Below are 16,753 nucleotides of genomic sequence, written 5' to 3'. Positions count from 1 at the left end.
GTGACATCACCTTTACACCAGAAGCAGGCTTCACCGGTGACCCAACGCCAATCAGCTACACCGTTGATAACCGTACAGGTGAGACGTCAAATGAAGCGACTGTGACCATCGAGTATCCACAAGCGGTCAATGACACGCAAACAGGCGCCTCAGGTAGCCCAGTTGTGGTTGCTGTGGTTGGTAACGATGGCCAGGGTGGAGACGACTTAGACCCGGCGACTGTGATGATCACACAATCACCAGCGGGCGGCACCATTGCTGATGACGGCAAATCGGTTGACGTACCAGGCGAAGGTTCATGGGCTGTTGATCCTGTAACAGGTGACATCACCTTTACACCAGAAGCAGGCTTCACCGGTGACCCAACGCCAATCAGCTACACCGTTGATAACCGTACAGGTGAGACGTCAAATGAAGCGACTGTGACCATCGATTACGATCAACCAACTAACATCTCAGTAGTGTCGCCTGGCCGTGTTTCTGAAGAAGGTTTGGTTGGAGGTAATCCAGATAGCAATCCAGATTCAGATACTACTGACTCAGCAACTGATACTGATGGCAATTGGATTCGAGTAACCGATACGGATACAAGTCTGGACAGCGCAGTGGTCAAATTCGTATTGCCAACAATAGATAATGGTATTACCAGTCAAGGTAACCCAGTAGATTTCCGTATTGATTCAGTGACAGGTAATATCGTTGGTGAGTATACATATACAGACAGTACTGGTGCTTCTCAAGTTCAGAATGTTCTAACCATAAGTTTAAATGGTAATAAAGAAGCCATAGCTGATGGTTATCAGTTTGGATATGATGTAGTACTAGGCGCACCTGTAGACCACACACAAGGCGATAATATTGAAGGTATATTATCTGTTAACTTCGGTGTAGAGGTATTTGAAAATGCTGCTGCTACTGGCTCATTGGTGAAGTCTGATGCGCTGTTGGCTGTTATCGAAGATGATTCTCCTGCGCCGCAACCTGTGTTTTGGAATATTGATGTTCAGCAAGAGACAATTACGCTTAGCGGTTTACAAACAGGCTTTAACCAGACCCTATTTACAACGCCAACGCGATCAGGTTATCTAATTGCTGGTAATGACAATGTTGCTAACGGCAGTGCAGGTACGACAGTTGAATCTAGAGACTATGGCGGTGATATCGGAACATTGTCTGCTGAACAAGATGCCACATACCAAGCAGGTGATGGTAACTCTTATGTAGACGCTTTGGATGAAGGTATCTATTGGGGTAGACCAGCAGGAACGACTCCTCCTGCAGGATATACCACTTATGAAAATACCAGTTATCAAGGTGAGGGTTCAGAAATTGACTTTTCATCTGATATCGACCTAGGTGATTTCACTCACATTAACTTTGGTATCTTTGGATCTGGGGGTACGTTGATTGATACTAACCTTAATGTCGACTTTACCATTGACGTTAATGGTAACCCTCAGAGCATTTCTGTCGACTATGAGATGAAACATAATGAGACTCCTAATAGTGCAACGGCGGCGACTTATGGCCTAGACCCAGCTGATTATAGTGATACTTTTGTTCAAGGTGACTTCATTGTTATACCGAATGCATCTCAAATCATAACGATTGCTGGTCAGCAATATAAGCTTGATTTGGAGCTTGTAAATAAAGATCCAAATGCAGTTGTTGACTCTGATAAGAACAAAGCATTCCTAAAAGCCTATCAAACTACCAATGATGGCTCTTACGACCCTGCTTTAGATGATGAAAACACCTTTGTGGTTAACAGTGATGAAAATCAGGCAAATACTTATGACATTATCGGTAAGCTAACCCCGTTAAATCCATTGCCTGAATTGTCAAATAACGTTGTGGTTGAAGGCAAAGTAGCGGTCGGTGCAGATGCTGTTGATTACCTTAACTCGACTGGCACAGGTATTGTTTGGTCAGGCGTTTCAACAACAGATAATGACACCACGATTGCAGTGGTCAATACTGATGGTGATGCGACTAACTATGAGTTCCAGACTGACTATGGTGTGTTTACTGGTTATGCTGATGGTAGCTATAAATTCAAAGCAGTCTCAAACATTGCTGATATTGTCCGTGCTGACATAAATGATGTTGATGAGTTTAAGTTTGAATATACAGACTCGGATGGTGATAAAGCCAGTTCAACGGTTACTTTGAACTACAATGAGTATGCAACACCGTCAAGCCCAGACTCAATGGATAGTGTTGCCCCACGTGGTACTGATAATAATGATTATCTAGTCGGTACCAACCAAGCGGAAACGCTGAGTGGCGGTGCAGGAGATGATACTCTAGTTGGTCTGAGCGGTGCAGATACTTTACTAGGCGGTGAGGGTAGCGACATTATCGTATTTGATAAAGATGATGTTTCTATTGATGGCGGCACAAACTTAGATGGTAGTAAAGAGAATGATACCCTAGTAATTACTGACACGAGTATTACTGCTATCAGTGATATGAGCAACGTGACTAACTTTGAAACTCTTGATCTGACGAATAATACGGCTCAGACGCTTAACATAGGGTTGAATGATGTTATCAGTATGACTGATGGTAATAATCAGTTATTCATCAAAGGTGATAGCATTGATACTGTCAATGTGTTAGGTATGGCTAAGTCCAGTACTTCTGATCAAGCGGGTTATGACCTGTACCAAGACGTTGCTGGTACGGCGCAGTTATATATCCAAACTGATATAATCGATAATGTTATTTAATAGTACTCGGTAATATTTAATAGATAATAAAAAAGCGCTCCCATATGGGGGCGCTTTTTGTTATAGGAAGGATGGTAGTTAAGAATACCAAAAACTTAAAACACAGTAACAAATCTCTGTATAAATAACTTTATCTCAAATATAGCTTCAAATTAACATTCACTGTTCTAATTATATACTCTCCAAGTTGTTCCAACTGTTTGTATTTACTTTAAGTTTTCAAAATATACCAAGAAATATTTGAATTCATATTCTAATAATCAATATAGGACTATTTCCCTATTTTAACTCATTATTTCTTACAACCATACAAAAATAGATATAGATTCGTATATTAAGGTGTATCTATGTGTATTGTTAAAATTGATGACGAGCTGCATGAAAATATTCGTAAAGCAATTGCCGTCATGGTGCGCTCCATTAACGCACAAGCTGAATATTGGATGAAGATAGGCATGGACTACTACAGTGAATAAAGTGGTATGTCATAGGGTTCCTTCAGATCATCAAATACTTAAATCAGGCGATATTGTAAATGTGGATATTACCCTAGAACAAGGTGGTTTTATCGCTGATTCTAGCAATATCTCTTTGACGCCGTATGGTTGATGCGTATGCTGAGCCATATTAGGATTGTTTAAGAGTCCAACAATCTGAGAGAGTATGAGAGTTTCGAGGTACTTCATACATCTGCCAGATCGACTCCTATATAGCGTACTGATCATGAATAGAATGTGTAGAGTAGGTACACTGTAATCGTTTTAGAAATTTAAACCCGAGATACTATTAGCCTACAACCTAAGCTTCAAGTCCCCACTAGGAACTTAAACCTCAATACTATCTACCCAAGAGAATTCTTCTAAGATACGTATCCATTGATCGTCTAATCCCGCTGTTATTACTAGTGGCTCACCAGTGACGGGGTGGCTGAGTGCCAAAGTCTGTGCATGCAGCAACATACGCGTGCAATCATAGTGAGTACGAAAGAATCGTGTATGACGTATATCGCCGTGACTGGTATCACCCACGATGTGATGGAATACATGTCTCATATGCCGACGCAGCTGATGTTTGCGTCCAGTTTCAGGCGTTAAGCGCACTAGACTATAGCGGCTAGTGGCATGCTTTTTTGATACTGCAAATGGCAGCTCAATTTGTGCCAAACTTTGCCAGTGAGTCACTGCTTCTTGAGCAGGTTTATCTAAGTTCGCAAATTTATCGGCAATGGCATCAGGTTTAAAGCTAAGCGCATAATCAACAGTACCTTGCTCAGACATAAAGCCGCGTACCACTGCCAAATATTGCTTGTTCACTTTGCGTTCAGTAAACGCTTCGGTAAGGCTACGTGCCACGGCTGAACTCTTGGCAAACAACAATACACCTGATGTAGGTTTGTCTAACCTATGTACTGGAAACACATGACAGCCTACCGTATCTCGGGTGAGCTGCATGGCAAAGCGTGTCTCACCTTTGTCCAGCCAACTGCGATGCACCAACAGACCAGCTTCTTTATTAATCGCTACTATATACTCATCTTCATAGATAATCTCTATTTGATCAGCAGTATTGCCTTCGATATCCATGTTTCTAGTGCTCATATTTTAGATGCGTCAATTATATATTCTTTTTATTGTACCTGTAGTGGCATAATAAATTTAGAGCCAAACTTTGAGTACGGTATCTTGGTTTCAGAAGGGGAGGTAGAGTCCGAAGGCAAGGTTTGTCGACAAGACCATTTATTTCGCTTTCATGATAGCGATGTTGCCAACAATAAAAGTATTAAGCTGGCTGCCAAAAAAGGCACACGTATCATGTTTATCGGCGGCGAACCGCTCAATAACCAAGTGCTACTATGGTGGAACTTCGTTGCGGATAACAAAACTGAGATTGAGCAGTCTATTATTGATTGGAACAATGGTCATGAGCGTTTCGGCAATGTTGACTCTGATATGAAGCGCTTGCCTGCACCTGAATTACCTAGGGGCTTTAAAGGCTGATTACAGCTTGTCTCACCCCTCACTATTTGACCTTAACTCGTAGAAAACTGCTTAAGTAAAATACTGCTTAAATAAAATAAGGGTAGTTTGACGTAAGGATTAGAAGGGGTAGGTCGACCAAAAATCAAATCCTGATTCGCACATAATTACCACGATTTTAAAGCATACGCGAATCAGGGCAGCATTTGAGGCATACTCCAGTCGGCTTACAATCAGGGCGCCAAGGCTTAAGTTCTATAAAGGACTTTTACGACATGCCAGCCAAATTTGGTCTTTACTAAATGCGGGGTAAATAGTTCGCCGGTAAAGCAAACCTTATCGAATGGCCCTACCATATCACCTTTGCCAAACTCACCTAAGCTGCCACCTTTTTTCCCTGATGGGCAGGTTGAGTATCGCTTGGCCAGTACATCAAACTTAGCGCCTTTTTTAAGCTTGGCAATAATGTCCTCAGCTTGTTCTTTATGTTTTACTAAAATGTGCAATGCGCTAGCGGTACGAGCCATAATGTAACCCTTTTATAAAATATCAATTATCAGGACATTATATCACTACTTACTTTGGTTGATAACCTCACTTGCAGGTGCTGAATTCTCCCAAGTCACTATCTATACAGACACAACTATTTGGGTTTCGGTACATAGCTGTACTTTCATAATGTCAAATCACGGAATCAAACTATCTACCAAAAGCTGAATGCTAGTGTTTAATGCCTCATTAGCGAACTTCTTATTTCTCAAGCTATGATTACACACCGCTTCAGTTTGAATAGAAAAATCAGAATAGTGCTGAGTGACTGCCCAAATATGAAAAATCAAATGGATGGCAGACACGGACTTAATCTTGTTATCTGCAATCCAGCCATCAATCACTGCCACCTTTTCACGAACCAAAGATTTCAAAGGGCCTTTTAATACGGCCATCAAATGAGGTGCCCCTTGTATAATCTCTAACGCATACAGTCTCGATGCTGCAGGTGATTTTTTTGAGATTTTATACTTTTCTTCAATATAGGTCTTAAGGGCAACCCTTGGGTCTTGGTTGGCGTTAATTTCACTCAAAGGCGATAACCACTTACTCAGCACCTTTTCTAAAACAGCAACATACAGAACTTCTTTACTTTGGAAGTAATAAAATATATTCGATTTAGATATATCAGCTTCGTCGGCAATTTGCTCCATTCGCGCGCCATTCAATCCCTCTTGGGAAAATACGATCAATGCAGCATTGATGATATGTTCTTTCTTTTTTAATATCTTTGCACTCGTCTCTGTCTCTTCTTTTAGTGCGTATTCTTTCACTATATTTTCCCTCATCGTAAAGCCAAAAAACCTAGTTTCAAATGATAGTTGATTCAATTTAAAAAAGGGTAGAAGTAACCAAATGCAGATGCTACTGGTTGATCAAAATAGATATGCCAACTACTCCAACAGCGAGCAATACCATATCGGTTTGCAGGTTTACCGACTAAAGCAACCTGCTGTTGACCAGTATTTTCTGCTGCTTATTCCACCTTATCTTCATTCAAACCACTATCAAAACGTACTTATAAACAATTTATACATTTGTGCACTATTTTATAACACTTTGCACCAATTTATAACAGCCCGCACTATTTATCTGCATATTTTTAGACCATATGGTTTAATAATTTCTGTATTAAAAACATATAAGTAATTGATAATAAATGATTAATTAATTTGGCATAGATTATGCTACATAAAAAACATGAAATAATCTTTATTTCTTTTATCGCTCTTTTCTTCCTCAAACGTATAGGTGAAATCATGGAAATAGGTATTTTTTGTCCGATTGGCAACAATGGCTGGTTAATCTCGAAAAACGCGCCGCAGTACAAGCCAACATTTGAGCTAAATAAACAGATTGTGCAACGTGCTGAGCACTATGGGTTTGATTTTGCCCTATCGATGATCAAGCTGCGCGGTTTTGGCGGGGAAACTGAGTTTTGGGATTACAACCTCGAGAGCTTTACCTTGATGGCAGGACTCGCGGCAGTCACGTCTAAGATAAAAATCTATGCCACATCGGCGACGTTGGTCATGCCACCGGCAATCGTAGCGAGAATGGCATCAACGCTTGACAGCATCTCAAACGGGCGTTTTGGATTGAATGTCGTGACTGGCTGGCAAGAAGCAGAATATGGACAGATGGGCATGTGGCCAGGCGATGATTATTTTGGTAAGCGCTATGACTACCTATCTGAATATGTACAAATTCTAAGAGATCTTTGGGCGACAGGCCAATCTGATTTGAAGGGTGAGTTCTTTCAGATGAATGACTGTCAGGTAAAGCCTATTCCAAAAGCGGATATGAAGATTATCTGTGCGGGTCAATCAGATACAGGCTTGGCATTCTCTGCGAAATACGCTGATTACAATTTTGTCTTTGGTAAAGGTCTAAACACACCTACCGCTTATGCCGGTATCAATGATCGCTTAAAAGTACATACGGATCAGACGGGCCGTAATGTTCCGACCTATGTTCTCTTTATGGTCATTGCAGATGAGACCGATGAAAAAGCCCAAGCAAAGTGGCAATCATACAATGATGGCGCGGACTTTGAAGCCATTGATTGGCTGCAGTCACAAGGTGGTAAGGACAAAACCTCAGGCAAAGATACCAACGTTCGCCATATGGCCTCAAGCGTTTCGCCAGTCAATATCAACATGGGTACGCTGGTCGGCTCTTTTGAAAACGTCGCCAGTATGTTGGACGAAGTCGCTGAAGTACAAGGTACGGATGGCGTTCTACTGACTTTTGATGACTTCGTGCAAGGTGTTGAAGATTTTGGCAGTAAGATTCAGCCCCTGATGAAGAGCCGTATCAATGTCGATACACCAGTTGCTAGCCAAGCTGTCAGCGAAGCCTAATAAAAGGAGTGGATATGAATTCGGTTAATACAATTTGTGCAGACTTTACCAAGGAATCTTCTCCTGTTTTAGAGTCGTTGCCTGAACCTATTAAGTTAGATCCTTCGCAGACGGCATTGATCGTAGTAGATATGCAAAACGCTTATGCCAGCCAAGGCGGTTATCTAGATTTGGCTGGGTTTGATGTCACAACGACCAAACCCGTCATAGATAAAATAAAGCAAGCCGTGGATATTGCACACCAAGCTGGCATACAAGTTATCTATTTTAGAAATGGCTGGGACAACAAGTATGTCGAAGCTGGTGGTAGTGGGTCGCCTAATTATCACAAATCAAACGCCCTAAAAACCATGCGTAAAAACCCTGAAATTGAAGGAACGTTATTGGCTAAAGGTGGCTGGGATTACGAGTTGGTCGATGAGCTTAGCCCTGCGCCTCAAGACATCGTTATAGATAAACCTCGTTATAGCGGCTTTGCGAACACTAACTTTGATAGCGTATTGCGGTCACGAGGCATACGTAACTTATTACTCACTGGTATCGCGACTAACGTCTGTGTTGAATCTACGCTTCGGGATGGATTTTTTCTTGAGTATTTTGGGGTGTTATTAGATGACGCTTGTTATCAGGCAGGACCAGTAGAGGCTCATGAGGCCACACTATATAACGTAAAAACCTTTTTTGGTTGGGTCTCTGATGTTGCAAGCATGCAGCAGTGTTTTACAGACAGCTAACGTTTTGAATAGCTAGCTAAGAAACCAAAACCAAGCGCTTCATACTTAACCTAACCGCAATAGGAATGTAGATATGTCTAAACAAGTGATTATACCTGAAGGTACCAGCAAACCATTAGCCCCTTATGTACCCGCTACCAAGGCCGACAATATCGTTTATGTCTCAGGCACTTTACCCTTTGATGAAAATAACGATGTCGTACATGTGGGTGATGCAGCTGCTCAAACTCGCCATGTGTTAACGACAATCAAAAACGTGATTCAAACCGCTGGCGGCGATATGGATGACGTGACATTTAATTCAATCTTTGTAAAAGATTGGGCAGATTATGACGCGGTCAATCAAGTCTATGCAGAATTTTTCCCCAATGAAAAGCCAGCAAGATTTTGTATTCAATGCGGGTTGGTAAAACCAGACGCTTTGGTCGAAATCGCGTCCATAGCGCACATTGGATAAAGACCTGTTTAAAAATGACTGCAGTTAGTGAATTTAAAGTTACCTGACATTGAACCCCCTAGCATTGGACTGTAGTAGGGCGCTTTAGTTAACTACACATGTGGCGGAATATTGTTTAAAAGGAAATGACAGATGAATACAGTAATTAAAGAAAGCCAAGTAACGCAATCCTCATTAATGAAACATAAATCTAAAGAATCATTCACCTCTACGGCAGGAAACTTAACTGACATGCAGCAATCTTTTAGAGATGCGATGAGTAATTTGGCTGCCGCCGTCAACATTATCACCACTGAGGGTCCAGCAGGGCGGGCAGGATTTACCGCCTCTGCTGTGTGTAGTGTCACTGACTCACCACCAACCCTATTGGTGTGTTTAAACAGAAGCGCTTCTGTCTACCACTTTTTTAAAGAAAACATGGTGCTATGCGTCAACACACTTGCTCTTGAACACAAAGATCTAAGCGGTGTGTTCGGGGGTAAAAAATCTCTGGAAGAAAGGTTTGAGCAAGGCAGCTGGTCTACGCTGTCGACAGGATCGCCTGTATTAGAAGACGCCAGTATTTCTTTTGATTGCAAGATCAAACTCATTAGCTCGGTGGGAACCCACGATATTCTTATTTGTGAAGTATTGGATATCAAACACAAGCCTAATTGTGACAGTCTCATCTATTTTAATCGAGACTACCATCAATTAAGTAAGTGCACGAACTAAGTATCATCCCTCTACTTTTTAAGGATATCTAAAATGGATAAATGGTTTGTTAAATGGCGTCCCTATACTGGAAATCTAGAAACGACGCCGGTAGGTATCAATGAGTATCTACCCATGGGTAAAAGTGTGGTGTTAGGCGCACAGCACTCATTTGCAATGTTCGGTGCGACAGTCTTAGCTCCCTTACTGATGGGATTCGATCCTAGCTTAACCATGCTGATTACTGGTATAGGCACGATACTGTTCTTTCTCATTACTGGCGGTCACGTACCAAGTTATTTAGGCTCTAGTTTTGCCTTTATCGGGGCGGTAGCAGCAGTAACTGGCTATAGCGGCACTGGTATCAATCCAAATATTGGCATTGCGCTTGGGGGCACACTGGTCTGCGGGGTCTTATACGCATTGATGGGTCTGCTGGTGATGAAGACAGGTGCAGGGTGGATTGAGAATTTGATGCCACCTGTGGTCACTGGGTCCATTGTGATGATTATCGGGTTGAACTTAGCGCCTGTCACCATACAAAGCGTCATCGGCAGTAGCTTTGATTCTTGGATGGCGTTAGTCACCGTGCTGTGTATCTGTTCGGTCGCCGTATTTACCAGAGGGATGGTCAGACGCTTGTTATTATTAATAGGACTGGTCGCTGCATATTTTATTTATTTCCTATTAACGAATGTGATGGGTATGGGTAAGCCTATTGATTTTGCTCCAATTGCGAATGCTGCCTGGTTCGGTATGCCAACCCTTTATTCTCCTGTCTTTGAGACCAGTGCCATATTAGTGATTGCACCTGTCTTTATCATCTTGATCGCTGAAAACCTTGGGCATTTCAAAGCAGTAGAAGCCATGACTGGCAAAAGCATCTCACCTTATATGGGTAGAGCGTTCTTCGCTGACGGTCTTTGTACCACGCTGTCAGCCTCGATAGGCGGTACCGGTGTGACAACCTATGCAGAAAACATAGGCGTGATGGCTGCGACCAAAATCTACTCTACAGTCGTCTTTGTCATAGCAGGTGTCTTTGCAATTCTATTGGGCTTATCCCCTAAGTTTGGAACGTTAGTCAGCACCATCCCAGTGCCTATTTTGACTGGTGCCTCAATCGTTGTCTTTGGTTTAATCACGATCGCTGGTGCGCGTATCTGGATGAATGCAAAAATTGATTTCAGTAAGAATGGCAATATGTTGGTCGCCGCCGTCCCAGTAATCTTAGGTACTGGCAACTATTCACTAAACATTGCAGGCTTTGATTTAGGCGGCATCGGTACCGCTACGTTTTTAGCCATTCTTATGAACCTCGTTTTCAATTTTAAAAACAAGCAAAAAGAGGTGAGCGTGACCACTGAGAGAGAAATCGCTACATCAGAGCCGCTCTTAAAACTCAATCCATAAATTTAAATCCCTATTTGATATTACCTTAAGGAACCGTGTCATGAATACAGAACCACGCAGCGTACAACAATTGATCAATGGCGAATTTACCGAATCAACGACCACAGAATGGATTGATATCACCAATCCAGCCACGCAAGAAGTTATCGCCAAGGTACCACAATCAACACCTGCGGAAATCGAACAAGCTATTAAAACGGCATCTGAGGCTTTTCAGAGTTGGCGTGTCACACCTATCAGTAAACGAGCTCGTGTTTTCTTAAAGTATCAACAACTGATACGTGAAAATATGGATGAGCTGGCAGCGCTACTGACTGAAGAACAAGGTAAGACACTGGCAGATGCGAGAGGCGATGTGTTCAGAGGTCTTGAGGTCGTAGAGCACGCATCAGGTATCGGCAACTTGCAACAAGGTGGCTACATTGAAAACGTCGCCAGTAGTATTGATATGTATACCGTTCAGCAGCCAATAGGCGTCTGTGCAGGTATTACTCCCTTTAACTTTCCTGCCATGATACCGCTATGGATGTTTCCAATGGCCATCGCCACAGGCAATACGTTCATCTTAAAACCCTCTGAACAAAACCCAATCGTTACCATGAGATTGGTCGAGTTGGCGCTTGAGGCAGGTATACCAAAAGGGGTATTGAATGTCGTTCATGGTGGTAAAGATACGGTGGATGCGCTGTGCGATCATCCAGATATAAAAGCGATATCTTTTGTGGGTTCAACTGCGGTGGGCAAGCACGTATATGACCGTGCAGGTCAGGCTGGCAAACGTGTGCAATGTATGATGGGTGCGAAAAACCATGCCGTTATCATGCCTGATGCCAATAAAGAACAAAGTCTGAATCAATTAGCAGGGGCAGCATTTGGTGCAGCAGGTCAGCGATGCATGGCACTGTCTGTCGTCGTATTGGTTGGAGAGTCTAAACAGTGGGTTGATGAGATTGTAGAAAAATCAGCACAGCTGGTAGTGTCTGCTGGCAAGGATGATAAAGACTTAGGTCCGCTAATATCTAAGCAAGCCAAAGCCCGTGTCGAGCGCTTAATCCAAGCGGGCATAGACGAAGGGGCGCATCTAAGACTAGATGGTCGTGGTTGTCAGGTAGCAGGTTATGAGGAAGGCAACTTTGTTGGTCCGACCATCTTAGATCATGTAACCGCTGATATGAGCTGCTATACCGAAGAGATTTTTGGTCCTGTCTTATGCATTATGTATGCGGACACGCTTGAGGAAGCCATTGAGATTATCAATACCAATCCAAATGGTAATGGCACTGCAATTTTTACCCAGTCTGGCGCCCATGCACATAAGTTCCAACAAGATATCGATGTTGGACAAGTCGGTATTAATTTACCAATTCCAGTACCGCTACCGATGTTTTCGTTTACAGGGTCTAGAGCCAGCAAGCTCGGTGATTTAGGTCCTTATGGCAAGCAAGCGGTACAGTTTTATACGCAGACGAAAACCGTGATATCACGCTGGTTTGATGAGGATGCTAGTGAAGGCGTAAATACCACTATTTCTATGAAGTAGTTATACGGCCGTATCAAACGTAGGACGTTATGTAGAGCGTGTGATTAATTGAAAACACGCCATATATAACAACATACAAAAGCAAATGGTGGATTTTATGAATATCAATACAATACCAGAAATCATTGAAGATATTAAAGCAGGAAAGATGGTCATAATCATGGATGATGAGGATCGGGAAAACGAAGGTGACCTGATCATGGCAGCCACTCTAGCCAAACCTGATGATATTAACTTTATGATTACCCATGCCAGAGGTTTGGTTTGTTTGACCTTGACCTCCGAGCGTTGCAAAAAATTAAAACTACCTCTGATGTGCAAAGACAACCAAGCACCTTACAGTACAAATTTCACCGTTTCCATTGATGCAGCAGAAGGCGTAAGTACAGGTATATCAACGGCAGACAGAGCTCAGACTATCAGAACTGCCGTGTCTCAAGACGTTACCTTTGATGACGTCGTAACCCCAGGTCATATTTTTCCATTAGTGGCTAAAGAAGGCGGTGTTTTAGAGCGGGCTGGGCATACTGAGGCAGGTTGTGACCTAACGAGACTGGCTGGTTTAGAACCTGCTGCGGTTATTGTAGAGATTATCAACCAAGATGGTGAAATGGCTCGCAGAAATGATCTGGTGAAATTTGCCGATACTCATAATCTAAAGGTCGGCACCATAGACGCGTTAATTAAATATATTAAATCTCAAGAGGCTGTTGAAAGTAAGGGTGAAAGAGAAGTTGAAAATTTCGAAGAAACCGTAGCGTATGAATATGATGAAAGCGATGAACGTACCGTTGAATTGATTTAGTCAGTTTAATTTAACTTAACTTAACTTGATTTTATAAGCTATTAGATACTTTTACTGCAATTTGAAATTTACTAAAATTGGATGAAACCCTATGTTAGTTAAAAAATATCCTTGTAAGAACGACACGTCAGAAACGGTCGTATTTAGTTCAGGTTTAGGCGGGCATGCTGATTTTTGGTTACCTCAAATTGAGAGTTTTACCGAGCATTACAATGTGATTTGTTATGAACAAGAGGGCGTATCGCCTGATAGTGATCTCTTACCCGATGACTATTCTATGCAAGATTTAGCAGAACAATTAATTGAAATTTTGAAACAAGAAGGGCTCTCCAATTGTCATTTCGTCGGTCACGCACTTGGCGGATTTATCGGTATGGAAGTCGCTTATAAAGCGCCAGAGTTGTTAAATAAACTGGTCATCTTAAATGGATGGGAAAGCCTCGATCCTCATACTATTAAATGTTTTCGTATGCGAACCAGTTTGCTGCAAGATACAGGGGTAGAGGCATTCGTACGTGCGCAAGCAATATTTTTGTACCCACCGATCTGGATCTCAGACAACATAGAAGCACTCACGCGAAAAGAAGATAAAGCTATTGCTCACTTTGCGCCAGTCGAGAACGTCTCAACGAGACTAAAAGCCTTGCAGGCTTATCAGCCCCTGATAAACGCTAAACATATCAAAAACAAAACACTAGTTTTAAGCAATCTTGATGATGTGTTGGTGCCATGGCAACGTGGTCTGGCTTTAGCCGATAATATGCATAATGCTCAATTTGAGTTGATGGTGACAGGTGGCCATGCCAGTACAATCACAGAGACCTGCTCAACCAATAGCAAAATTCTCCAATTCTTATCTAAAAATTAATATCAATTAGGACGTACTATGACTGACTCCCTATCGTTATCTTCAGAAGATCTAGATCAACTGTTTGGTAAGGCCAGATCCTTTAATGCTTGGCAAAAAAAAGACGTGCCAGATGCACTACTTGAAGAAATCTATCACTTAGTTAAAATGGCGCCTACCTCGGCCAATTGTTCACCTGCGCGGTTTGTATTTCTCAGATCTGATGACGCTAAAGCGCGCTTAGAGCCAGCACTGTCAACAGGTAATATCGAAAAAACAATGACAGCACCTATCACAGTGATTGTCGCTTATGACAATGAGTTTTATGAGCAACTTCCCAAATTATTCCCACATACGGATGCCAGATCATGGTTTAACTCTAGCCCTGAGCTCATAAAAGAGACGGCGTTTAGAAACAGCTCTATGCAAGCCGCTTATCTAATCTTGGCTTGTAGAGCATTGGGTTTAGACACGGGCCCAATGTCTGGATTTAATAATGAATTGGTGGACGACACCTTTCTTAAAGATAGCAAATGGACTTCAAATCTACTCATTAATATAGGGTATGGTCAAGAAGATCAATTGTACAGCCGTCTGCCAAGATTAGATTTTGATGAGGCTTGTCAGATTTTATAAGAAACAAGTCATTCAACCATGTGGAAGGGTAGCTGCTTTCGACTGGGTTATTAAGTGAACCATAATGACGCTTAATAACCATTTTTGATTACAAGGCTCTGAAACTAAAGGTTTTCCGCTACAGCTCTGTTATTGCAGGCATAAAAACAGCCCCAACCTTGAGATTGGGGCTGTTTAAATTTGGCAAACATAATATGATTCGAACCAACGATCTCTATCATGTTTGAGTAGGTTGACCAAGCAACGTATTATTACACTCTCTTATAGATATTTCTTGTATCAGCCTATGGCTATCTGAGCTATGCTACATATATTTCTCTGTATATGACTATATAGTAGGCTAAGCTAAACTGACATGTATCCACGTTATAGAGGATTGGTTATATTAGAATATAAACAAACTTCCGAGATTCACGGTTTTTATATTTCTTACTCTACAGCGTTAGCTGATAAGAAAAGAGATTTTGATAAAGCCGAGAAAAAATCTTGATATATTTTGGGATTTTCAATTGGTTTCAAGTTATATTGCGCGTTTGCTCTAACAATTACAGATTTTCCAGAACTAGAAGGTCTTGCAGTAACAGTCATTCTAACTTTATTACCGCTGACTAGTCTGGTAGCTGAAACTGTACCAAGATCTGTATCAGCTTTATCAATGACAAAACTCAAATCTTGTAAGGTTGATATTACATTTCTAACTACTATAGTTTTATCACTGGTATCAAAAGCTCGCGTTTGCATACTGCGTAGCTCTACTTGATTGTCAGCGCCCAAAATTCTAGCATCATGTGTTGCACAACCTGTAATAGCGAGGAAGGCAGCGAAAAAAGTTATTTTTAATGATTTCATATTTCTTGAGCCTCTAAAAATACTGATTTAGATAATTTACTGAAGAATTCAACATATAGCTCTTCTGTCTTCATGGTTTCGGCTTTGGTTACTTGTCCTTGAGTATTTGTCACAATACGCTGAAAAGTAGCTCTAGCTAAATAACCTTCATTGTTGAGCTTAGAAGGTAGTGTGACGAAACTAACTTTAATTTGCTGCTCGCTATCAACTGACATATTGCCACCACCAAGGACGGCTAATAGTACCGCGCCTGCTATCTGCGCGTTATTGGTGGCACTTACAGTCTTAGACGCTGTAATAACACCTGATTTTGTTTCGGTTTCGTCTATCGAATATCCCATATCTTGTAATACAGCTACTCCAGCTGAAAGAAGTGAGATCTCATCTTTTGTCTCAAAGAATCTAGACTGCATTTGTCGTTCTTGTAGAGAGGTCTCAGAAGCTTGAAATAAGTTTTCTGGTGCAGTTGTCGCGCAACCAGTCATTGCTAAAGTACAAGCGACAAAGATATATTTCATTTTTTTCATTAGTTTGACCCTAGAACTTTGATGAATGATAGGCAAAGTCTCTTACCAAGTTTTGTTCATCAAATTTTATTATTATAGTAAGTGTTCTCTGTGAGGTAGATGACGCCCCTGAACTAGATTGACCACCAGCTAGAACAGCAAATACCCAACCTGTACTTGATGACTGAACTCTATCTGTAGCTACTTTATCGTAAACCCAGACCTCTCTTCTTTGATCATCTGTAGAGACCATATTCGGTGATCCAAGTGCTTGTAATACATCTGCACCACTCATGCCTACTTTGATTTGTTTTTGAACAACGCCCACAGATATATTTGAGTTGCTTTGAACTTGTTCAGCATGATGTGCTGCTGAAACACAGCCACCAAGTGATAAAGCGGCTATTAGAATAAATATAGCTTTCATCTTATTTCCTTTTTAATAGAGTGATATGCACAGTATAAGTTAGGCGTGGAAACATTATATTTTCACACCTAACTTAGATAGACACAATGTAACGGTTTAGTTAACAAATGTAAATAAAAAACTATAAAATACAAGGCTTTTGTTCTTTATTTACATTCATACTTTTATATGATTTAAGAAAATAAACTTAAAGAAATCTTTTATTTATTTTGATATTAACGTGAAT

The 16,753-nt window shown here is 41.4% G+C and carries 17 protein-coding genes and 1 pseudogene; 12 read left to right on the top strand and 6 right to left on the bottom strand.

Going from position 1 to position 16,753, the window contains the following annotated elements:
- On the top strand, window positions 1-2,732 hold a 2,732-nt coding region (locus QL898_RS08800), incomplete at its 5' end, for a hypothetical protein (protein WP_290176508.1).
- Between the two features lie 347 nt (window positions 2,733-3,079).
- Complete coding sequence (locus QL898_RS08795) at window positions 3,080-3,208, top strand: hypothetical protein (protein ID WP_290176507.1); 129 nt, start codon at window positions 3,080-3,082, stop codon at window positions 3,206-3,208.
- A 348-nt stretch (window positions 3,209-3,556) separates the two neighbouring features.
- Here QL898_RS08795 and truC read toward each other — a convergent pair whose 3' ends face one another.
- Window positions 3,557-4,315: a tRNA pseudouridine(65) synthase TruC gene (truC, locus tag QL898_RS08785; RefSeq protein ID WP_290176506.1), complete on the bottom strand. Its 759-nt coding sequence runs from the start codon at window positions 4,313-4,315 to the stop codon at window positions 3,557-3,559.
- Here truC and QL898_RS08780 point away from each other — a divergent pair.
- Window positions 4,220-4,729 carry a pirin-like C-terminal cupin domain-containing protein gene (locus tag QL898_RS08780; RefSeq protein WP_290176505.1) on the top strand — a complete coding sequence of 170 codons (510 nt, stop codon included), beginning with the start codon at window positions 4,220-4,222 and terminating at the stop codon, window positions 4,727-4,729. The two genes, truC and QL898_RS08780, sit on opposite strands and share 96 nt — an antisense overlap.
- Before the next feature lie 227 nt (window positions 4,730-4,956).
- Here the strand turns inward: QL898_RS08780 and QL898_RS08775 are convergent, their stop codons facing one another.
- Together QL898_RS08775 and QL898_RS08770 are read right to left on the bottom strand one after the other, a co-directional pair.
- Window positions 4,957-5,235, bottom strand: coding sequence for a peptidylprolyl isomerase (locus QL898_RS08775; RefSeq protein WP_102078430.1), 279 nt, complete (start codon window positions 5,233-5,235; stop codon window positions 4,957-4,959).
- 159 nt (window positions 5,236-5,394) lie between these two features.
- Entirely contained in the window at window positions 5,395-6,030 is a 636-nt protein-coding gene (locus tag QL898_RS08770) for a TetR family transcriptional regulator C-terminal domain-containing protein (RefSeq protein ID WP_290176504.1), read from the bottom strand.
- 486 nt (window positions 6,031-6,516) lie between these two features.
- Here QL898_RS08770 and rutA point away from each other — a divergent pair, with 486 nt between their 5' ends.
- The 9 genes and pseudogenes from rutA (at window position 6,517) to QL898_RS08725 (ending at window position 14,745) form a co-directional block, all read left to right on the top strand.
- A complete protein-coding gene (gene rutA / locus QL898_RS08765; protein ID WP_290176503.1) occupies window positions 6,517-7,620 on the top strand; it encodes a pyrimidine utilization protein A in 1,104 nt (367 codons plus the stop codon).
- Window positions 7,621-7,634: 14 nt separating this feature from the next.
- Window positions 7,635-8,354 carry a pyrimidine utilization protein B gene (rutB, locus tag QL898_RS08760; RefSeq protein ID WP_197129781.1) on the top strand — a complete coding sequence of 240 codons (720 nt, stop codon included), beginning with the start codon at window positions 7,635-7,637 and terminating at the stop codon, window positions 8,352-8,354.
- A 73-nt stretch (window positions 8,355-8,427) separates the two neighbouring features.
- Window positions 8,428-8,811 (top strand): pyrimidine utilization protein C, encoded by a 384-nt coding sequence (rutC, locus tag QL898_RS08755; protein WP_110923384.1) that lies wholly within the window; start codon window positions 8,428-8,430, stop codon window positions 8,809-8,811.
- A 132-nt stretch (window positions 8,812-8,943) separates the two neighbouring features.
- Window positions 8,944-9,525, top strand: coding sequence for an NADH-dependent FMN reductase RutF (gene rutF, locus QL898_RS08750; protein WP_290176501.1), 582 nt, complete (start codon window positions 8,944-8,946; stop codon window positions 9,523-9,525).
- A gap of 33 nt (window positions 9,526-9,558) precedes the next feature.
- Window positions 9,559-10,917, top strand: coding sequence for a solute carrier family 23 protein (locus tag QL898_RS08745; protein WP_290176500.1), 1,359 nt, complete (start codon window positions 9,559-9,561; stop codon window positions 10,915-10,917).
- A 40-nt stretch (window positions 10,918-10,957) separates the two neighbouring features.
- A complete protein-coding gene (locus QL898_RS08740; protein WP_290176499.1) occupies window positions 10,958-12,457 on the top strand; it encodes a CoA-acylating methylmalonate-semialdehyde dehydrogenase in 1,500 nt (499 codons plus the stop codon).
- Window positions 12,458-12,554: 97 nt separating this feature from the next.
- Window positions 12,555-13,172, top strand: a pseudogene (gene ribB, locus QL898_RS08735) (3,4-dihydroxy-2-butanone-4-phosphate synthase); the annotation flags it as partial.
- Between the two features lie 181 nt (window positions 13,173-13,353).
- Window positions 13,354-14,130: a pyrimidine utilization protein D gene (rutD, locus tag QL898_RS08730; RefSeq protein WP_290176498.1), complete on the top strand. Its 777-nt coding sequence runs from the start codon at window positions 13,354-13,356 to the stop codon at window positions 14,128-14,130.
- Between the two features lie 18 nt (window positions 14,131-14,148).
- Complete coding sequence (locus QL898_RS08725; RefSeq protein WP_290176496.1) at window positions 14,149-14,745, top strand: malonic semialdehyde reductase; 597 nt, start codon at window positions 14,149-14,151, stop codon at window positions 14,743-14,745.
- A gap of 429 nt (window positions 14,746-15,174) precedes the next feature.
- Here the strand turns inward: QL898_RS08725 and QL898_RS08720 are convergent, their stop codons facing one another.
- The 3 genes from QL898_RS08720 to QL898_RS08710 are packed head-to-tail and all read right to left on the bottom strand — an operon-like array spanning window position 15,175 to window position 16,527.
- Entirely contained in the window at window positions 15,175-15,594 is a 420-nt protein-coding gene (locus QL898_RS08720) for a hypothetical protein (protein ID WP_201567283.1), read from the bottom strand.
- Window positions 15,591-16,121 carry a hypothetical protein gene (locus QL898_RS08715; RefSeq protein WP_201567284.1) on the bottom strand — a complete coding sequence of 177 codons (531 nt, stop codon included), beginning with the start codon at window positions 16,119-16,121 and terminating at the stop codon, window positions 15,591-15,593. The genes QL898_RS08720 and QL898_RS08715 overlap by 4 nt, the downstream gene beginning before the upstream one ends.
- Before the next feature lie 10 nt (window positions 16,122-16,131).
- On the bottom strand, window positions 16,132-16,527 hold the full coding sequence (locus QL898_RS08710) for an outer membrane protein assembly factor BamE (RefSeq protein ID WP_201567285.1): 396 nt from the start codon (window positions 16,525-16,527) through the stop codon (window positions 16,132-16,134).
- Window positions 16,528-16,753 lie beyond the last annotated feature (226 nt).

It is taken from the genome of Psychrobacter sp. APC 3279 (genome assembly GCF_030407795.1).
Taxonomy (GTDB): Bacteria; Pseudomonadota; Gammaproteobacteria; order Pseudomonadales; family Moraxellaceae; genus Psychrobacter.
This window is presented reverse-complemented; position numbering and strand designations above follow the sequence as displayed.